The 17,733-nt window shown below is 71.4% G+C and carries 19 protein-coding genes; 2 read left to right on the forward strand and 17 right to left on the reverse strand.

The genetic code is table 11. From position 1 onward, the window contains the following. Nucleotides 1-198: 198 nt before the first annotated feature. The 17 genes from VTA80_RS06375 to VTA80_RS06455 all read right to left on the reverse strand — a co-directional run bounded on the left by VTA80_RS06375 (nucleotide 199) and on the right by VTA80_RS06455 (nucleotide 15,734). Complete coding sequence (locus tag VTA80_RS06375; RefSeq protein WP_407344556.1) at nucleotides 199-1,401, reverse strand: flagellar hook protein FlgE; 1,203 nt, start codon at nucleotides 1,399-1,401, stop codon at nucleotides 199-201. Nucleotides 1,402-1,431: 30 nt separating this feature from the next. After that, nucleotides 1,432-1,908, reverse strand: coding sequence for a flagellar hook assembly protein FlgD (locus tag VTA80_RS06380; protein WP_407344557.1), 477 nt, complete (start codon nucleotides 1,906-1,908; stop codon nucleotides 1,432-1,434). A gap of 58 nt (nucleotides 1,909-1,966) precedes the next feature. Next, nucleotides 1,967-3,433, reverse strand: a complete 1,467-nt coding sequence (locus VTA80_RS06385) for a flagellar hook-length control protein FliK (protein ID WP_407344558.1) — start codon at nucleotides 3,431-3,433, stop codon at nucleotides 1,967-1,969. Next, nucleotides 3,430-4,140: a C40 family peptidase gene (locus VTA80_RS06390; RefSeq protein WP_407344559.1), complete on the reverse strand. Its 711-nt coding sequence runs from the start codon at nucleotides 4,138-4,140 to the stop codon at nucleotides 3,430-3,432. Before VTA80_RS06390 ends, VTA80_RS06385 begins: the two co-directional genes overlap by 4 nt. Next, nucleotides 4,137-4,613, reverse strand: a complete 477-nt coding sequence (locus tag VTA80_RS06395; RefSeq protein WP_407344560.1) for a flagellar export protein FliJ — start codon at nucleotides 4,611-4,613, stop codon at nucleotides 4,137-4,139. The genes VTA80_RS06390 and VTA80_RS06395 overlap by 4 nt, the downstream gene beginning before the upstream one ends. Then, nucleotides 4,613-5,974 (reverse strand): FliI/YscN family ATPase, encoded by a 1,362-nt coding sequence (locus VTA80_RS06400; RefSeq protein ID WP_407344561.1) that lies wholly within the window; start codon nucleotides 5,972-5,974, stop codon nucleotides 4,613-4,615. Before VTA80_RS06400 ends, VTA80_RS06395 begins: the two co-directional genes overlap by 1 nt. Then, a complete protein-coding gene (locus VTA80_RS06405; protein ID WP_407344562.1) occupies nucleotides 5,971-6,588 on the reverse strand; it encodes a FliH/SctL family protein in 618 nt (205 codons plus the stop codon). Before VTA80_RS06405 ends, VTA80_RS06400 begins: the two co-directional genes overlap by 4 nt. Next, nucleotides 6,581-7,621, reverse strand: a complete 1,041-nt coding sequence (fliG, locus tag VTA80_RS06410; RefSeq protein ID WP_407344563.1) for a flagellar motor switch protein FliG — start codon at nucleotides 7,619-7,621, stop codon at nucleotides 6,581-6,583. Before fliG ends, VTA80_RS06405 begins: the two co-directional genes overlap by 8 nt. Beyond that, nucleotides 7,618-9,195: a flagellar basal-body MS-ring/collar protein FliF gene (gene fliF, locus VTA80_RS06415; RefSeq protein ID WP_407344564.1), complete on the reverse strand. Its 1,578-nt coding sequence runs from the start codon at nucleotides 9,193-9,195 to the stop codon at nucleotides 7,618-7,620. Before fliF ends, fliG begins: the two co-directional genes overlap by 4 nt. Further along, on the reverse strand, nucleotides 9,195-9,506 hold the full coding sequence (gene fliE, locus VTA80_RS06420; RefSeq protein WP_407344565.1) for a flagellar hook-basal body complex protein FliE: 312 nt from the start codon (nucleotides 9,504-9,506) through the stop codon (nucleotides 9,195-9,197). Before fliE ends, fliF begins: the two co-directional genes overlap by 1 nt. Next, entirely contained in the window at nucleotides 9,506-9,910 is a 405-nt protein-coding gene (locus VTA80_RS06425; RefSeq protein WP_407344566.1) for a flagellar basal body rod protein FlgC, read from the reverse strand. Before VTA80_RS06425 ends, fliE begins: the two co-directional genes overlap by 1 nt. Next, the gene (flgB, locus tag VTA80_RS06430) at nucleotides 9,910-10,251 is read right to left on the reverse strand and encodes a flagellar basal body rod protein FlgB (RefSeq protein WP_407344567.1); all 342 of its coding nucleotides are present in this window, start codon (nucleotides 10,249-10,251) and stop codon (nucleotides 9,910-9,912) included. Before flgB ends, VTA80_RS06425 begins: the two co-directional genes overlap by 1 nt. Before the next feature lie 212 nt (nucleotides 10,252-10,463). Then, nucleotides 10,464-10,790 carry a hypothetical protein gene (locus VTA80_RS06435; protein ID WP_407344568.1) on the reverse strand — a complete coding sequence of 109 codons (327 nt, stop codon included), beginning with the start codon at nucleotides 10,788-10,790 and terminating at the stop codon, nucleotides 10,464-10,466. An 8-nt stretch (nucleotides 10,791-10,798) separates the two neighbouring features. Next, a complete protein-coding gene (fliS, locus tag VTA80_RS06440; RefSeq protein ID WP_407344569.1) occupies nucleotides 10,799-11,260 on the reverse strand; it encodes a flagellar export chaperone FliS in 462 nt (153 codons plus the stop codon). 52 nt (nucleotides 11,261-11,312) lie between these two features. Further along, entirely contained in the window at nucleotides 11,313-12,701 is a 1,389-nt protein-coding gene (fliD, locus tag VTA80_RS06445) for a flagellar filament capping protein FliD (protein WP_407344570.1), read from the reverse strand. 196 nt (nucleotides 12,702-12,897) lie between these two features. Continuing rightward, nucleotides 12,898-14,088 (reverse strand): flagellin, encoded by a 1,191-nt coding sequence (locus VTA80_RS06450; RefSeq protein WP_407344571.1) that lies wholly within the window; start codon nucleotides 14,086-14,088, stop codon nucleotides 12,898-12,900. Nucleotides 14,089-14,216: 128 nt separating this feature from the next. After that, on the reverse strand, nucleotides 14,217-15,734 hold the full coding sequence (locus tag VTA80_RS06455; RefSeq protein ID WP_407344572.1) for an ATP-binding protein: 1,518 nt from the start codon (nucleotides 15,732-15,734) through the stop codon (nucleotides 14,217-14,219). On the opposite strand from VTA80_RS06455, the gene VTA80_RS06460 reads away from it, so the two are divergent. Beyond that, complete coding sequence (locus VTA80_RS06460; RefSeq protein WP_407344573.1) at nucleotides 15,703-17,358, forward strand: ATP-binding protein; 1,656 nt, start codon at nucleotides 15,703-15,705, stop codon at nucleotides 17,356-17,358. The two genes, VTA80_RS06455 and VTA80_RS06460, sit on opposite strands and share 32 nt — an antisense overlap. Continuing rightward, entirely contained in the window at nucleotides 17,355-17,726 is a 372-nt protein-coding gene (locus VTA80_RS06465) for a response regulator (RefSeq protein WP_407344574.1), read from the forward strand. The genes VTA80_RS06460 and VTA80_RS06465 overlap by 4 nt, the downstream gene beginning before the upstream one ends. The last annotated feature ends 7 nt before the right edge of the window (nucleotides 17,727-17,733 follow it).

Consider the following 17,733-nt stretch of genomic DNA (forward strand, 5'->3'; position numbering starts at 1 on the left):
CTCCAGGCCCATCCATGGGCCCTGTGCAGTCCTCATCGGTCCGAACCGCGTCCGTGTGAGCAGTCGAGGGCTCCCACCTGGCCCTCTCCACCCCACTGCCCGAAAACGCCGCACTTCTCGCGGCCTATCGCCCGCGACAAGGAGTCGGGGCGCGAACGTCCTCGCAGACGTCCTCGCCCCGACTCCCGCACGCAGAGGTCAGCGCTTGAGGTTGACGAGCTCCTGGAGCAGCTCGTCCGACGTCGTGATCACGCGCGAGTTCGCCTGGAAACCGCGCTGGGCGATGATCAGGTTCGTGAACTCGGCCGACAGGTCGACGTTCGACATCTCGAGCGAGCCGCCCGCGAGCTTGCCGCGCCCCCCGGTCCCCGCGACGCCGACCTGGGCGATCCCCGAGTTGACCGTGGAGCGGTACATCGAGCCACCGGCCTTCTCCAGCCCCGTCGGGTTGGTGAACGTGGCCATGGAGAGCTGACCGATGGCCTGCTTGAGGCCGTTGCTGAAGGACCCGAGGAGCGTGCCGTCGGGGGCCAGCGAGAAGGACTGCAGGTTGCCGGCCTCCTGGCCGTCCTGAGACATGGCCGCGACCGTGCTCACGCCGGCGAAGCCGGTCAACGAGGACAGATCGACGGCGACCTGATCCGGCGCCGTCCCGATCGAGAACGTGGTCGGCGAGGTGATCGCACCCGCGGCATCGAAGGTGACACCGGTCGGCAGGGCCGGCGGTGTCGGATAGCTCGCCGCACCGTCGGCCGCGTTGAGCGTCCACGCGCCGGCCGCCTTCGTGAAGGTAAGCGTCAGGCCGCGAGTGTTGCCGAGCGCGTCGAACACGTCGATCGCCTTGGTCAGCACGGTGCCGTCCGCGGCATCGGACGGCAGGTTGCCGACGAACGTCGCCTTCGTGGTCCCCTTGGCGCCCATCAGCGTGCTGATCGGCAGCTGGATGTCGGTCAGGGGTCCGTTCGGGTTGACCACGCCGTTGACGGCGGCCCAGCCCTGCACGAGCGCGCCGTCCGCCGTGACGAGCTGGCCGACCGAGTCGAAGTTGAACGACCCGGCGCGCGTGTAGAACTGCTCGGCGCCGCTGCGGACGGTGAAGAAGCCGTCACCGTTGATCATCATGTCGGTGCTGCGGTTGGTGAGCTGGGCGGCGCCCTGCGTGAAGTTGGTCGTGATGCCCGCGACGCGCACGCCGAGGCCGACCTGGGCCGGGTTCGTGCCGCCGACACCAGGCGCCGCGGACGCGGCGTTCGTGATCACTTGGGACAGCGTGTCCTGGAACTGCGTCTGCGAGGCCTTGAAGCCGGTGGTGTTGACGTTGGCGATGTTGTTGCCGGCCACGTCGAGCATCGTCTGGTGGGCCTTGAGGCCGCTGATGCCGGAGAACAGGGAGCGAAGCATGGTGAATCTCCTTCGAGAAGAGCGAAAGGGTCAGGCGACGGGGACGGGTGCGGTGACAGCTGGTGCCGAGATGGTCGAGATCGAGTCGAGCGGGACTTCCTTGCCACCGACGGTGACCATCGGCACGGAACCGGCGAACGAGACGGACGTGACCGATCCGGTGAGGGTCTCCGTGCCGCTCGTGTAGCTGACGTTCTGCCCGACCATGCCCGCCGCGGCGACCCGCATCTGCAGCGCGAAGCTCTCGCGGGACGTGGTGGAGAGCTCGGTGAGGGACTCCATCGAGGCCATCTGGGTGGTCTGGGCCATGAGGGCGTTGGAGTCCATCGGCGCGCTCGGGTCCTGGTTGCGCAGCTGGGTGACGAGGAGCTCGAGGAACGCCTGCTTGTCCATCGTGCCCTTGCTGGCCTCGATGGCCTTGGCTGCGCCGGTGTAGAGCCCGCCGCCGACGACGGTGCTGGTTGTGGTGCTGCCGGCACTGGCCGAGATGATCGACTCGATGCTCATGGATGGGTCTCCAGGTCGTCGGTGGTGAGCTGCGGGAGGTAGTCGGAGGTCATGGCCGTCAGACCGTGATGTCGAGGCGGCGGGAGCCCGGCGGCCCGGCGGGTTCGGGAAGGGCGGTGCCGCCGACTGCCGGGCGGGCCGCTCCCCCGGCCGCGCCCTGGGGCGAACGTCCACGCTCGCCAGGGGCGCTCCCGGATTGGCCGCCCAGCCCCAGCCCCGTGCCGGCGCCGGCGGGGTTGTCGTCGGACCCGAGGGACAGGTTCGCCTGCAGCCCGACCCCGGCAAGGTCGCGGCGCAGGTCCGGCAGCGCCGCCCGGAGCGCGTCGCGCGCGGCGTCGCTCCCGCCGAGCAGCTCGATCCGGACGCCCTCGACGCCGATGTGCGCCAGGACGCGGACCGGGCCGATGCTGTCGGGCGAGACCCGGATGACCATGACGTGCTCGCCATCGCCGGCGGTGCGCAACGACGCGATCGGGCCGGCGAGCTGCGTGGCCACGGGCCGCTCGGGGAGCGGGCTGGCCAGCGGGGCGGGCGCGGCGACGGCGGCCGGCGCAGTGGGCGCCGACGCGGGCACGACGCCCGGCAGCGCGGTCGTGGCCGAGTCGGCCGGCGCGATCGCGGTGGCCGCCTCGATCGTGGCCGACGACGACGCGGCGGGCGCGGGTGCAGCGGCCGCCTGGCCCGGCGTGGCACCGAGCGACGAGGTCCCCGCGGCCGAGCCACCCGATCCGGCGGCCTCCGATCGGCCACCGTCCGACGCGGAGGCGTCCGAATCACGGGCGTCTGAGCCAGGAGTGTCTGAGCTGGGTGTGCCGGCGTCCGCCGAGCCCGAGCCCGTGCTGGCACCGCCGGTTCCCGCGGCAACCGGCGCCGCGGCGCCGACCGTGCCGCTGGCCGCCGCGCCGACGGCGCCGCCGCTGGCGACCGACGTGCTGCTCTCCGCTGCGGCGCCCGAAGCGCTCGCCGGGTTCACCGGCACGCCCTGAACTGCTGTTGCGGACGCGTTGCGGCTGCCGACGGCGATCGCGGGGTCAGCCACGGGTGCACCGGTGGCCTGCGCGGCCGGAGCGGCCACGCGGGCGGTCGGGGTGCCGGACGCGGTCCCCAGGGTCCGGGGATCGACGGCCACCGCGGTCGGAGCAGCGGCGTCGGCGGCCTGCCCGACGGAGAACATCGCCGCCGCCTGCATCGCCGCAGCCAGCGATGACGCGTCCCGAGGTGACTCCGCGGGGATGGACACCGCCGCGGAAGCAGTCGCGTCCGAGGCGTCGGACGACGTCGCCGAACCGGGAGCGGGATCGGGCGAGCTGTCGGCGGTGTCTGACGCCGCTGCGCGATCCTCCGTGTCGGACCGGGACGTGACGGCCGCGGACTGCCGCGCGTCGACGGCCGAGCCGAGCACGTCCGCGAAGTCGCTGGTCGACCCGCTCGACCGCTCCCGAGCGTGCGCCGCTCCCCCGCGCAGCGCGGCAGGGTCGGCGCGCACCGGTGCCGGCGTGGTCATGGTCATGGTCTGGAGGCTCATGCCGCCACCCCTTCGCTCATCATGGTCAGGGCGTACCGCTGGAGATCGACCGCGCCGGTCAGCGACGCGGTCGAGGAGATCGGGGCCGACGCAGCGACCGCGCCTGCTGCCGGCAGCACGCGCCGGATCGCGGTCGGCGTCTCGTACACGTCGCGCACGGACACGGACTTGCCGGGCTTGGGCGCGTCGATCATCCGACCGTCGCCCACGTAGATGGCGATGTGCGTGCCACCGTTGAAGATCAGCAGGTCCCCCGGCTGGGCGGCGTCCATCGAGGCGACCGCCGTGCCGAGCTTCGCCTGGTCGTGCGCGACGCGCGGCACGTCCACGCCGAGGTCGGCCATCGAGCGCTGCACCAGCCCGGAGCAGTCGAGTCCCGTCGCCGGGTTCTCGCCGCCCCACACGTAGGGCACGCCGACGTAGGCCATGGCCGCGTCGACGAGCCCCTGGCCCGTTGCCGTGCCGGTGTTGCCTGCGGTTCCGGCGGCCGCCGAGGTCTCCTGGGTCGGCGCGAGGCTCAGGCTCGCCGCGAGCGCGTCGGCGAACGACGTGGTGCCCGACGTGGTGCCCGACGCCGTCTGCGTGGCCGACGCCTGCGTGGCCGACGTCTGCGTGGCCGACGTCTGCGTGGCCGCCTGCGCGCGCAACGCGGTCATGAACCCCTGGATCTCGCCGATCCGGGCCTGCACGTTCACGATCCCGCTCATCGCCGGACCTCCGCGTCGCTGGCCTCGTCGGGCTCGCCGTCGGCAGCCCCGCCCGCGGCTCCCGCGTGCGCGCCGCGCGACGCGATCTCGTCGAGCACGATCTGCTCGAGCCGGTCGTCCTCGTGCTGCACCACGACGCGGTGCTTCTCCTCGAGCTTCTCGAGCCCGACCGACAGCGACCGCGCGGCCGACCAGGCGGACGTGTCGACCGTGACCCGCTCGCGCGAGGTCACGACGGCCGTGCGCGCCTCGACGAGCAGCCCACCGAGGCTGGCGCGGGCCGCGATGCCTACGGCGAAGGCCCGCGAGTCGCCGTCGGGCAGGCAGTGGTTCGCGAGCGCGGCCGAGCGGTCGGCGCGACGCGCCTGCGAGACCCGCAGGCCAGCGTTCGCCGTCGCGAGCACCGCTGCGGCCTGGTCCTCCTGCAGCTTGCGCAGGCGCAGCAGGCCGGCGAGCCGGAACGCACGCTCCATCAGGACACCCCCAGCCGGGCGACGAGTCCACCGAGCAGCTGCCACGAGTCGGCCGCGGGGACCTGCTCGTCCATGCCCTGGCGCAGGAAGTGGTCGATCGCGTCCGCGTGCGCGACGGCGGCGTCGACGAGGGGGTTGGTCCCCACGGCGTAGGCACCGACGTCGAGCAGGTCCTGCGCCTGGCGCCGCGCGGCCATGACGCGGCGCAGCACGGTCGACAGCCGCCGCTGCTCGGGTGTGGTGACCCGGCCGGCGACGCGGGAGATGGACGCGAGCGCGTCGACGGACGGGAAGTGGCCGGCGACGGCGAGCTTCCGGTCGAGCACGATGTGCCCGTCGAGGATCGAGCGGGCGGCGTCGGCGATCGGCTCGTTGTGGTCGTCGCCGTCCACCAGGACGGTGTACAGCCCGGTGACCGACCCGGTCGGGCCGGTGCCGGCCCGCTCGAGCAGGCGTGCGAGCAGCGAGAACGTGCTCGGCGGGTAGCCGCGGGTCGCGGGCGGCTCGCCGACGGAGAGCCCGATCTCGCGCTGCGCCATCGCGACGCGCGTGAGCGAGTCCATCATCAGCACGACGTCGGCGCCCTCGTCGCGGAAGGACTCCGCGATCCGGGTCGCCAGGAACGCCGAGCGCAGGCGCACCAGCGCGGGCTCGTCGGACGTCGCGACGACGACGACGGAACGCGACAGGCCCTCGGGTCCGAGGTCGTCCTCGATGAACTCGCGGACCTCGCGCCCCCGCTCACCGACGAGCGAGATGACGGTGAGCTCGGCGTCGGTGCCGCGCGCGATCATCGACAGCAGGCTGGACTTGCCGACGCCGGAGCCGGCGAACAGGCCTAGGCGCTGACCGCGGCCCACGGTCGTCAGGGTGTCCATGACCTTGACGCCGAGGCTGAGCGGCGTGGTGATGCGCGCACGGGTCAGGGCGCCCGGCGCGGCGTAGTCGACGGCCACCTGACCGCTGGCCCGCAGCGGGCCGCGACCGTCGATCGGCCGGCCGAGGCCGTCGAGGATGCGGCCGAGCAGACCTCGGCCGACGGGCGCTGTCATCGGCCGGCCGAGGCTGCGGACCGGAGCCCCCGCGCGCAGGCCGTGGACGTTGGAGAGCGGCATGCAGCGCGCGAGGTCGCGCGTCGTGGCGACGACCTCGGCCAGCACCGCACCGCCCGCAGATCCCGCGCGGCTGCCGGGCACGGTGGCCTCGCCGATCTCGACCAGCCCACCGACGGCGCAGTCCAGCCCCGCGACCTCGATCGCAAGGCCGACGACGGTGCGCACGGAGCCGACGCGCTCGGGCTGTGCGGCAGCGAGGGCGAGATCCCAGCGGTTCGTGCCCGGGATGAGGAGGTCCGCGTTCATCGGAGCTCCTCGAGCGCGCGCCGGGCGCGGGCGATCGCGGTGCTGATGCGGGCGTCGAGGAACCCATCCGGGAACTCGGCTACGGCGTCGCCGGGGGCGAGCGAGCGATCGGCGCGCAGCTCGATGCCGGCGGGCAGCTCGGCCGCGACACCCGCGCCGACGAGCACCTGCAGGTCGAGCGGGTGCAGGCGCACCGTGTGCACGCCCACCTCGGGCGGAACGCTCAGAGCACGGGCCAGCGCGAGGCGGGCGCCGTCGTCGGCGTCGGACAGCTCGCGACCGAGCACGGCCTGGGCGAGCGTGACCGCGCCGTCGTCCAGCAGGTCGGCCGCCCCGGCGAGCACGGGGATGACCTGGTTCGTGACGGCCTCGGCTGCGCAGCGCAGCACGACGAGCGCCGCCTGGGCGCGCGCGGCGCGCTCGGCCTCGCGGGCGCGCTCGGCCTCGTCGATCGCGCGACGCTGGTTCGTGGCGGCCTCGGCGGCGGCCCGCGAGCCCGCGGCCCAGCCTGCCGCCCAGCCCGCAGCCCGGGCCGCCTCGCTCCCGGCGTCGGCGCGCGCGTCGCGCACCCCGGCCACGGGGGCGAGGAGGAACCGGGTCGGCGGGTTAGACATATTCGTCCTCGCCGTCGCGGCGGATGACGATCTGCCCGCTCTCCTCGAGGTGGCGGATGCCCTGGACGATGCCCGCGCGGGCCTCCTCGACCTGGGACATGCGCGTCGGCCCGAGCAGCTCCATCTCTTCGACGATGTTCTCCCGGGCCCGCTCGGACAGGTTCGCGAGGATCTTGTCGCGTACCTCGTCGCTGGTGCCCTTGAGCGCGACGGACAGGACCGCGCCCTCGACCGAGCGCAGCACGAGCTGCACGGCACGGTCCTCGAGCAGCACGATGTCGCCGAAGACGAACATCCGGCTGCGGACCTCCTCGGCCAGCGCCTTGTCGCGCGCCTCGAGGCCCTCGAGGATCTGCTTCTCGGTGCCCGGGTCGGCCCGGTTGATGATCTCGACCAGGGGCTGCACGCCGCCGACGGCGGAGGTCTCCTGGGGGGTGAGGACCGACGACGCCTTGCGCATCAGGTTCTCGGCGACGACGGCGACGACGTCGGGCGAGGCGCGTTCCATCAGCGCGATGCGGTGGGCGACCTCGCCCTGGGTGGCCGCGGGCAGGCCCGCGAGGATCGCCGAGGCGTGCTCGGGACGCAGGTGCGCGAGCACGAGCGCCACGGTCTGGGGGTGCTCGCCGGAGAGCAGCGAGAGCACCTGCCGCGCGTCGGCGGCCTGCAGGAACTCGAACGGCTGGCCGGCCATCACGGTCGACAGCCGGTCCATGACCGCCTTCGCGCGCTCCGGCCCGAGGGAGGCCTCGAGCAGCTGCTGGGCGTAGCCGACACCACCGCGCGCGATCAGGCTCGGCCCCGTGATCGAGACCGCGTGGAACTCCGCCATGACGTTGTCGGCGATCCGCGAGTCGAGGTTCTCGAGCCGGACGATCTCGGCGGTGATCTCGTCGATCTCCGCTTCGTCGAGCCGCGACATGACCCGCGCGGCCCGCTCCCGGCCCAGCTGGAGCAGGACGATCGCGGCCTTCTGGGTGCCGGTGAGGCCCACGGTCGACAGAGACGACGACGGGACGGTTGCCACGGTCATCGGACCGCGCCCGGCTGAAGCCAACCGCGCAACAGCTCGGCGACCTCAGCGGGTTGATCCTCGGCGAGGCTGCCGATCTCAGCGCGCTTGAGCGCCGCCTCGTCCACCGGGGCCTGGGTCGGCGCGAGCGTGAGCGCTTCCACACCGCCGAACGGCAGGTGCGGCAGGTCGTTGACCATCTGGAGCTCGCCGAGGTCGATCGCCTCGCGGCGGGCCTTGCCGGACCGGCGCTTGGCGATCACGAACGCGACGACGAGGAAGAGCAGGATCGCCCCGGCGATCGCGCCCTGCTTGATCAGGGCGGCGGTGGCGTCCGCCTTGGCGGCGACGTCGGCCACACCGAGCGCAGCCTGGGCGGCCTCGGCCGTGGAGGTGTCGAACGCCATCCGGGACACCGCGACGGTGTCGCCGCGGGTCGCGTCGATCCCGGCGGCCGCGGTGACCATCGTGGTGAGGTCGGTCATGTTGAGGTCGGCGCCGGCCGCCTGGTCGACCACCACGGACACCGACTGGCGCCGCACGCTGCCGGGCGTCGTCGTCGTGTGCTCGGTGACCTTGTCCACGGCGGGGTTCAGGTTCTCGCTGCCCTTGGTGTAGGTGCCGGTGCCCGAGGTGCCACCGGGGACGGCGATGTTGTCCGGGCCGAGGACCCCGGCGGCGCCGCCGCCACCACCGGTGTAGGTCTCGGTCGTGGTCGCCGACGAGAGCGCGGGGACGGCCGGGGCCGGCGCGCTGAACTTCTCGCTGGTGAGGTCGGTGTTGTCGAGGTTGAGCTCGGCGTTCACCGTCACGACGGCCTTGCCTGCGCCCACGAGGCGGTCGAGCATCGTCTGCACCGACGCGGCCACGCGCGCCTGGTAGTCGGAGGTCTGCTGGTCGCCCATGCCGCCGCCCGGCAGGCCGCCGACGGCCGAGAGCACGTGCCCCTCGGCGTCGACCACCGAGACGTCGGTGGGCTTCATGCCCTGCACGCCGGCCGAGACCAGGTGCACGATCGCGGTGACCTGCTCGGCCTCCAGCGTGGTGCCGCGCGAGGTCTGGATGAACACGGACGCCGTCGGGTCGGCGGTGTCGGCGACGAATACGGTCTGCTCGGGCATCGCCAGCTTGACGGTGGCCGCCTCGACCCCGGACATGGCGCCGATGGTCTTGGCGAGCTCGCCCTCCATCGCACGCCGGTACGTCGTCGTCTGCTGGAACTCCGAGGCGGTCATGCCCATGGAGTCGAGCAGCGAGTACCCCGCGCCGTCGGTGGCGGCGGGCAGGCCCGCGGCCGCGACCTTGAGCCGCATCGTGTAGAGCTTGTCCTGCGGCACGAGGATCGTGCGGCCGCCGTCGGTGAGCTCGTACGCGACGCCCTCGCCCGTGAGCTGGTCGACGATGGCGCTCGCGTCGGCCGCCGAGACGTTGGCGAACAACGGGCTCATCGTTGGCTTGGTGAGGTAGCTGGACAGGGCCATCGCGCCGAGCACGAGGCCCGCGATCCCGATCAGCCCGAGGGTGCGCTGGGCGATCGAGAACTGGCCGATGAACTTCTGCAAGCGTCCGAGGGCGCTCGTGATCTGGGCGGGCATCAGGCCTGCATCCGCATGATCTCGGAGAACGCCTCGACGGCCTTGTTGCGGATGGCCGCGGTCAGCTCGAGGGTGACCTTCGCCTCGCTCGCGGCGATGGTGTAGTCGTGCACGTTGTCCAGGTCACCGGTGACGGCCTTGACGGCCAGCGCGTCCGACGTCGACTGCAGGCCCTGCAGCGAGTCGATCGACGCGGCGACGTTCCCGAACGCCACCCCGCCCGACGTCTGTGCGCCCCCGACGGCGTCCGCGGCGCCGGCGTAGCCGGTCCCGGTCACGCCGGAGATGGCGCCGAGCGCGGCGATGTTCATCAGTTCCGTCCGATCTGCAGGGCTGCCATGTAGGTCTCCTTGGCGCGGTCGACCACGGCGGCGTTCGCCTGGTAGCCGCGCTGGGCCATGATCAGCTGGGTCATCTGGCTCGCCATGTCGACGTCCGGGTAACGCACGTTGCCCTCGGCGTCGGCGAGCGGGTTCGCGGGCTCGTACACGACGCGGCCGGCCGCGTCCCCCAGCGCGATGCCCGTGACGCTGACCCCGCCGGGCTCCGAGGCCGCGCCGTTCGCCTGCGCGACGACGTACTTGGCCTGGTAGGCGGTCTCGCTCGTCGCGGTGGCGTTGTTCATGTTGGCGAGGTTGTCGCTGACGGCGTCGAGCCACTTGCGGTGCACGGTCAGGCCGGTGCTCGCGATCCCGATCGCGCCGAAGATGCTCATCAGTTCGTCCGCATCGCGACGCGCATCGAGGAGAACTTGCCGTCCATCGCCTGCGTCGCGAGCTGGTAGCGCAGGTTGGTGTCGACGTTGAGCAACGTCTCCTCGTCGAGGTTGACGTTGTTGCCGTCCAGCCGCGTGGGCTCGAGCGAGGACGCCACGCTCGCGGTCACGTCACCGGACCCGTCCGCGACGGCGGCCGCGAGGGTGTCCTCGAACTGGACCTTGCCGGCGTGGAAGTTTGGTGTCGAGATGTTCGCGACGTTGTTGGCGATCACACGCTGCCGCAGGGCGAGCGCGTCGAGCGCGCTGCCGATGGCAGACGTGGATACGGAATCGAACACGGAGGGACCGCCTTGGCAGCGTGCAGATGCTCGGCCAATCCTTTGGCCTGCGGGGTGAGCGATCCGTGCTCGGGGGCCTCATCGGCCGCGGCCACACCCGCATGAGACGTTCTTTCAGGCGGGATTCCGCAGGTCACGCAAAAGAGTGACCTATACCGACCAGGGTCGGACAAGCCGGGAATCCGGCCCGGCCCGACGGCGAAATTGCCGGGTCAGCCGGCGGTGTCGAGGTACACGGGCAGCGCCTCGGGCGCGGCCCGAACCTGGTCGAGCACCAGGAGGTGCCGCCGGCTGTGCTCGGCGGCTTCGGCGAGCGACCGGGCGACCTCGAGCTGACGCCCGAGCAGGGCCTGGGCGCGCTCGAGCAGCGGGGCGGGCAGGCGGCCGAGGTCCGTCGGGGGCAGCCAGGTGGTCGGCGCCGGTGCGTGCCCGGCCCGCAGGACGGCCTCGGCCTCGTCAACGCCGAGCTCGAGCTCGGCGAGCGCGGCGGACCACGCGTCGGTCCAGCCCGGTGCGGCGACGGAAGCTCGTCGGACCATCGCGATGGTCATCCCACGCCGAGCTCACCGCCCACCGCGGACTCGCCGAAGGCGAGGGCCCGGGTGCGCTGGGAGGGGAGGGTGGCAAGGTGCTCGGCCGCCACGATGTCGGCGGCCTGGTGCCAGGCGTCGCGCAGCGGCACGACGAGCTCGGAGCACGCGCGGATCCGGTCCGGGTCCTGTTTGATCGAAGCCCCGACGAGCTCACGCAGCAGGAACATGTAGACGTCCATCAGGCCCTGGCCCCCGTCCCACTCCCCGACGTCGAGCGTCGAGGCGAGCCCGGAGATGATGTCCTGGGCATGGTCGATCTGGCGGTTGGCCTCGGCCTGCTCGCCGGCCCGCTGGGCGGACTCGGCGCGATCGAGGTCGAGCACCAGGCGGTCGTAGAGCATCGTGAGGATCTGGTGCGGACCGGCCGTCGTGATCGCGTTCTCGCGGAAGCGGATGCGGGTCAGGGCGAGATTCATGAGGTCCTCTCGGGGGCAAGGCAGCAGGCAGGGATGACGCTCAGGCGCGGGCTCATCCCGTGGTGCTCGTCGTCGCGAGCTGGCCGGTGAGCCAGTCCGACTGGGACTTGAGCTTGCCGAGCGCCACCTCGAGGTTCGCGTAGGTCTTGTTCAGGGCGTTCTGCCGCAGCTGCAGGCGGACGTCCCAGTTGGACACCTGGTCGTTGAGGGTCGTGACGTAGGTCTGCTGGCCCTTGATCTTCAGCGACAGCGCCCCGGTCGTCGCATTCGACTGGTTGGTCGCGACGGTCTGCAGCCGCGCGGCGAGGCCGGTGATGACGGACTGCACCTTTGCCGGGTCGGCCGCCAGCGAGGCGGCGAAGATCGTGGCATCGAACGTGATCGTGCCGTCCTTACCCAGCACCAGGCCCATTGTCGACGGCGAGATCCCGTCGATGGGGTCGGAGGCCGCGCTCATTACGGACTGCTGCAGGTCGCGCACCGCACTGTCCCCGGACAGGATGCCGCCCTTGACGAGCGTTCGGCCGGTGCTGTCCGTGGTCGTGGTACTGGCGGTCTGGGACTTGATCTCCGCGAACACGGTGGAGAGGTTGTCGACCAGGCCCGAAGCGAGCGACTGGAGGGCGGTCGCGTTGCGCGCCGCAGTCACCGTGACGGGGCTCGTCTCGAGCTTGCTGATGGTCAGGTCGACCCCGGTGAGCAGACCGGAGAACGTGTTCGTTGCCGAGGTGACACTGGTCTCGGAGGGCGTGCCCTTCCACAGAGTGATGCTGGCGTCGGCCGCGCCAGTGATCTGCGTCGCCGCCGAGCGCCCCATGAGGGTGGTGCCCGCTGAGCCGCCCTGAACGCTGGCGAGCGAGACCGAACCGTCGTAGAGGTCGAACCCCGAGGCGACGCCCGTGGACTTCGACGTCAGCTGGAGGCGGGACTCGGTGGCGGAGACCTTCACGATCGAGGCAGAGACCCCGGCGTCGGCGGTGTTGATCGCGCCGGCCATCCCCGCGAGGTCGGTCACGCCGGTGAGGTCAATCTCCTTGACGGTGGCACTCGAACCGCTGCCAGTGGCAAGGGTGATCTTGTTTCCAAAACTGGCAGCGAAGGTGGCGCCCGCCGCGCTGACCGAGGTCTGGGCACTCGCGAGAGACCCGATCGAGAAGGTGACGGACGAAGGCTGCGAGGCGGTCGTGGCAGTCGCGGAGACCGAGGTGGCCGAGCTCGACGTCGTGACGGCCTGCCAGGAGGCGGCGGTCGCGGCGGTCTTGGCGGCGTCGCCCAGCGAGGAGACCTTTGAGTTGAGCGCCTGCAGGGCGGTGACGAACGACCCGGTGCTGGTGACCTTCGCCTTGAGCGCGGTCTGCGGCGCCGACTCCAGCGTCATCAGCTGGGAGATGATCGTGGTCGTGTTGAGGCCGCTGATCAGTCCGTCAATGGCGGTGCTCATCGGGTGCCTCCCTCGGGGTGAGTGTCATGTCGTGCCGTCCGGTTGATCTTCTTGCGTGGCCCGGCGGCCGATAGGCCGATCGGTGGCGCGCGGACGGTCCAGGTCCACGCCCCACCGATCGGTCATTCGAGGTCGAGCTGTAGTGCTTTGGAGCTACTCGTTCGTGGAGCTTGTGCTAGAGGTGGAGAAGTCAGGCCTACTGCAGGAGCTGCAGCACGCCCTGGGGGATCGACTTCGCCTGCGCGAGCATCGCCGTGCCAGCCTGCGACAGGATCTGCGAGCGCGTGAACTTGATCATCTCGGACGCCATGTCGGTGTCGCGGATGCGGGACTCCGACGCGGTCAGGTTCTCCACGGCGACGTTCGCGTTGTTGATGGTGTGCTCGAAGCGGTTCTGCACAGCACCAAGGTCGGAGCGCGTGGTGGAGACCGTCTTGATGGCCGTGTCGATCGCCGTGATCGCCGAAGACGCACCAGACACCTGAGCGAACTGCGGCGTGACGGCGGCCAGCTGCGACGCCGTCGGGGAAGCAGGAACGGCAGGACCGGTGAAGGTCAGCGTTCCGGCGGTCGTGAGGTCGACGACGGCAACGCCCGATCCGAACGCGGTGTCGAGCGCGGTCTGCAGCTTGCCACCGCGCACCGCGGCGGTGTCAGAGACGCCGTACTTCACCGAGCCGAGGTCGAACGACTTGCTGCCGATCGTGACGGTGCCGTTGAGCTTGTCGTAGTCAGCCGCGTTCGCCTTCAGGTCAAGGGCGACGCCCGCGGAGTCCTTGAACGCGTCGAGCTTGCCGGGGGTGCCTGCGACAGCGTTCGTCACCGTGGCCTTCGCCGCGTTGGCCGCGACCTTCGACACGTCGACGCCGGACACACCGAGACCAGCCGAGCTCATCACGGTCGAGACACCGACGGAGATGGTCTCTCCGGCGTTGGCGCCGACCTGGAAGGTCCCGCTGTAGCTGCCATCGAGCAGCTTCTGGCCGTTGAACGTGGTCGTGTCCGCGATGCGGCTGACCTCGGACTTGAGCTGGGTGATCTCGGTCTGGATGTTGTCCTTGGCGTCCTGGTTCAGCGCGCCACCGTTCGACGCCTGGACGGACAGGTCACGCATGCGCTGCAGGATCGAGTGGGTCTCGTTCAGCGCGCCTTCAGCGGTCTGGACGAGCGAGATGCCGTCCTGGGCGTTGCGGACGCCCATCTTGATGCCGCCGATCTGCGAGCGCATGCCCTCGGAGATCGCCAGGCCGGCAGCGTCATCGGCCGCGCGGTTGATGCGGAAGCCGCTGGAGAGCTTCTCGAGCGACTTGCTCAGGTCGTTCTGCGTGGTGTTGAGGTTGCGGTACGCGTTGAGCGCCGCGACGTTGGTGTTGACCGAAAGAGCCATGATGTCCTCCTGGTTGTGAACCGCTACCGCCCGTCCATGGGCTGGCAGTGTGCTTATCGGTCCGCGGGAGGGGTCGTTAAGGATTACCAACGAGGAAAATCACACCAATATCGGGCGCCCCCGGAGACCTAGCGGGACCGGATCGGCGTCGACCGCTGCAGGGCCGCCGTCAGGGTGACCAACTGCACCGGCTTGCTCACGTAGTCGTCCATGCCGGCCTCGAGCATCCGCTCGCGGTCGCCGTCGAGGGCGTTCGCGGTCAGGGCGATGATCCACGGACGACGCCCGCCCGCGGACCTGATCTGCGCCGTCGCCTCGAGCCCGTCCATCCCGGGCATGTGCACGTCCATGAAGATCACGTCGTAGTCCCGGGTGGTGGCCGCCGCCACGGCCTGGCGGCCGTCGACCGCGACGTCGGCCTCGATGCCCAGCCGGCGCAGCATGTGCAGCGCGACCATGGAGTTGACCGCGTCGTCCTCGACCAGGAGCACGGCCAGCCCGGCGGCCTGCTCGTGGCTCAACGTGCCGGCCGCGGGCCGCTCGACGGCGGCCTCGTCGTCGAGGCAGGTCGTCAGGGGGACCACGAGGGTGAACGTCGAGCCCTGGCCGGGGGCCGAGGTCAGCTCGAGGTGCCCGCCCATCTGCTGCGCGATCAGCGCGCAGATGGTCAGCCCCAGACCGGTCCCGCCGTAGACGCGCGTGGTCGACGTGTCCACCCGGGTGAACGGGCGGAAGATCCGTTCCTGGCGGTCGGCCGGGATGCCGATGCCGGTGTCGATCACGGCGAGGTGAAGCAGGTCGGGTGCGCCGTCGGCGCCCGCCGTGCGGCTCACCTTCACGTGCACCCCTCCGTCGCTGGTGAACTTCAGCCCGTTGCCGACGAGGTTGACGAGGACCTGCTGCAGCCGGGTGGCGTCGGCCAGGATCCGATCGGGCAGGTCCGGTGCGACCTCGTGGTCGAGGAGCAGCCCGGCGCGGCGGGCTTCCGGCGCCAGCATCTGCTCGACCTCCCCGATCAGGGCGCTGAGGCGGACGGGGGCGGACTCGAGCTCGACCCGACCGGAGTCGAGAGCCGAGAAGTCGAGGATCTCGTTGACGAGCGCCAGGAGCAGGCGCCCGCTGCGGTGGGCCGTCTCGACGAACTCGCGCTGGTTCGCGTCGAGCGAGGTGTCCAGGAGCAGCTCGGTGAGCCCGAGCACGGCGTTGAGCGGGGTGCGGATCTCGTGGCTCATGCTCGCGAGGAAGTGCGCCTTGTCCCGGACGGCGTCCTCGGCCGCGTCCTTCGCCACCAGCAGCGCGGCATTGGTCGCCAGCCGTTCGGTGATGTCGCCCTGGACCGCGACAAAACCTGTCACGGTCCCGTCCGGGTCGCTGATCGGGCGGACCTCGAGCGCGACCCAGTAGGGCGACCCGTCCCGGGCGTAGTTGAGGACCTCGCAGGTGAAGCCCTCGCGGGCCGCCAGCCGCTCGCGCATCAAGGCGACAGTTACGGGGTCGGTTCCCGGGCCCTGCAGGAACTCGCCCGGTACCCGTCCGACGACCTCGTCGAGCTCGTAGCCCGTCTTGCGGATGAACGCGTCGTTGACCCATTCGATGCGACCGCGTTCGTCGCTGATGACGACGAAGTTGTCGGTCGTCTGGATCACCAACGAGTGGCTCGCCCCCCGGTCCACGCTGCTCATCCCCCACCAGGGCCAACGCCCGCTCGCAAACCCGAGCAGCGAGAGGTTCGATCGCATCACCCGGCTCACCAGCAGGGTGCTCACCGTCCCCGTCGCGTTCGTCTGCCTGCTGGCCGACGGCGTCGTCACGTCCTTCCGGTCCACGATCGGGCTACGACAGGTCGATCTGCCGGGAATCGCGACCTTCGTCAGCGACACCGTCACAAGCAGCGAGGGCGTGCTGACGGTCGAGCCCCTGACCGTCGACGAGCGGTTCGCCCTGTTCCCGTGCCTCGCCGGTCGACCCCGACCACATGCCTTCGCGGGCCAGGTGCTCCGGCTCGGGGACGAGGCCGTGGGGGTGCTGGGCGTCTTCGACCACAGCCCCCGGCGGTTTGACGAGGCCGAGCTCGCGGCACTCGTCGACCTCGCCTGCTGGGCCGAGGCCGAGCTGCGTTCCGCAGAAGAGCACCGGATCGCCGCTGAGCACCTGGCCCTGCGGCGGCGGTCGGAGATGGTGCTGGCCGGGATGGCCGAAGGGGTCGTCGGGGTCGACGGCAACGGCCGGGTGGTGTCGATCAACCCGGCCGCGAGCGCCATGCTCGAGTGGCAACCGAAGGACCTGCTCGGCGTCGACCTCCACGCCGTCACCCACTCGCGGCACTCGGACGGGACCCCGTTCCCCGCCGACGTCTGCCCCGTCAGCGAGGTGTTGCGCACCGGTGGCACTCGGCATCATCTGGCGGGCAGCTTCATCCGCTCGGACGGCACACCATTCCCGGCCGACTGGTCGGTCGGAGCCGTCCAGGACGACAACGCCGTGGTGGGAGCGGTCGTGGTGTTCGACGACGCCTCGCGTCGGGTGCAGGTCGACATGATGAAGGAGGAGTTCACCGCCGTCGTCAGCCATGAGCTGCGCACGCCGCTCACCTCCCTGACCGGCGCGCTCGAGCTGCTGGCGAGCGGGGTGATGGGTAGCGTCGCCGACGAGGCGAAGCCCCTGGTCGACATCGCCCTGCGCAACGCCCAACGGCTCGCCCGGCTGGTCAACGACATCCTCGACCTGGAGCGTTCGGCCACCGGCCAGATGCCGCTGAGCCGGCTGCCCGTGCACGTCGGCGAGCTCATGCGGGCGGCGGCCGCGACGGTGCAGGGCACGGCGATCGCGACGGGGATCGGCCTGGAGATCGAGCCGGTCGTCGCCACGGTGTGGGGCGACGAGCACCGACTCATCCAGGTGCTCACGAACCTGCTCGGCAACGCCCTGCGCTTCTCGCGCCCCGGGAGCTCAGTGCGCCTGCACGGCGACCAGGACCTGGAGTTCGTGCGGGTCAGCGTCAGCGACGACGGCGTCGGGATCCCCCCGGAATCCCTGGACCGGGTCTTCGACCGGTTCTGGCAGGTGGACGGCAGCTCACGTCGCCAGCACGGCGGGTCCGGGCTGGGTCTGGCGATCGCCAAGAACATCGTCGAGGCCCACGGCGGGACCCTGCAGGTGGAGAGCGAGGTGGGCACGGGGAGCACGTTCATCGTCGCCCTGCCGCTGCGCTCCCAGAAGTCACCGGTGAGGGCGGATCGCCGCCGCAAGAGCCAGGGGGTGACGCCGTGACGCGCCGCGTGCTCATCGTCGACGACGAACCGGATCTTCGCGAGATCACCCGCCTCGCACTGGAGCGCGTCGCCGGATGGACGGTGACCGTCGCGGCGAGCGGCCCAGAAGCCCTCGAACGCGCGGCCGCCGACCAGCCCGAGGCGATCCTGCTGGACGTCATGATGCCCGGGATGGACGGCCCCGAGACCGCGCGGCACCTGGCCGCGGATCCTCTGACCGCTGACATCCCGATCCTGCTCCTGACCGCGAAGGCGCTGTCCAGCGAGCTCGCGGCGCTCGCCACGGCTCCCGTGGCAGGGATCCTGCGCAAGCCCTTCGACCCGATGCGGCTCGCGATCCAGATCGAGGAATTGTTGGGGTGGTGACGTGAGC

Source organism: Pengzhenrongella phosphoraccumulans (assembly GCF_045689905.1).
GTDB lineage: Bacteria > Actinomycetota > Actinomycetes > Actinomycetales > Cellulomonadaceae > Pengzhenrongella > Pengzhenrongella phosphoraccumulans.

Bases quoted from the DNA above. Each gene is read 5' to 3' on its own strand.
- VTA80_RS06375 (WP_407344556.1), bottom strand. From the start codon at position 1,401: ATGCTTCGCTCCCTGTTCTCCGGCATCAGCGGCCTCAAGGCCCACCAG.
- VTA80_RS06380 (WP_407344557.1), bottom strand. From the start codon at position 1,908: ATGAGCATCGAGTCGATCATCTCGGCCAGTGCCGGCAGCACCACAACC.
- VTA80_RS06385 (WP_407344558.1), bottom strand. From the start codon at position 3,433: ATGAGCCTCCAGACCATGACCATGACCACGCCGGCACCGGTGCGCGCC.
- VTA80_RS06390 (WP_407344559.1), bottom strand. From the start codon at position 4,140: ATGAGCGGGATCGTGAACGTGCAGGCCCGGATCGGCGAGATCCAGGGG.
- VTA80_RS06395 (WP_407344560.1), bottom strand. From the start codon at position 4,613: ATGGAGCGTGCGTTCCGGCTCGCCGGCCTGCTGCGCCTGCGCAAGCTG.
- VTA80_RS06400 (WP_407344561.1), bottom strand. From the start codon at position 5,974: ATGAACGCGGACCTCCTCATCCCGGGCACGAACCGCTGGGATCTCGCC.
- VTA80_RS06405 (WP_407344562.1), bottom strand. From the start codon at position 6,588: ATGTCTAACCCGCCGACCCGGTTCCTCCTCGCCCCCGTGGCCGGGGTG.
- fliG (WP_407344563.1), bottom strand. From the start codon at position 7,621: ATGACCGTGGCAACCGTCCCGTCGTCGTCTCTGTCGACCGTGGGCCTC.
- fliF (WP_407344564.1), bottom strand. From the start codon at position 9,195: ATGCCCGCCCAGATCACGAGCGCCCTCGGACGCTTGCAGAAGTTCATC.
- fliE (WP_407344565.1), bottom strand. From the start codon at position 9,506: ATGAACATCGCCGCGCTCGGCGCCATCTCCGGCGTGACCGGGACCGGC.
- VTA80_RS06425 (WP_407344566.1), bottom strand. From the start codon at position 9,910: ATGAGCATCTTCGGCGCGATCGGGATCGCGAGCACCGGCCTGACCGTG.
- VTA80_RS06435 (WP_407344568.1), bottom strand. From the start codon at position 10,790: ATGGTCCGACGAGCTTCCGTCGCCGCACCGGGCTGGACCGACGCGTGG.
- fliS (WP_407344569.1), bottom strand. From the start codon at position 11,260: ATGAATCTCGCCCTGACCCGCATCCGCTTCCGCGAGAACGCGATCACG.
- fliD (WP_407344570.1), bottom strand. From the start codon at position 12,701: ATGAGCACCGCCATTGACGGACTGATCAGCGGCCTCAACACGACCACG.
- VTA80_RS06450 (WP_407344571.1), bottom strand. From the start codon at position 14,088: ATGGCTCTTTCGGTCAACACCAACGTCGCGGCGCTCAACGCGTACCGC.
- VTA80_RS06460 (WP_407344573.1), top strand. From the start codon at position 15,703: ATGACGACGAAGTTGTCGGTCGTCTGGATCACCAACGAGTGGCTCGCC.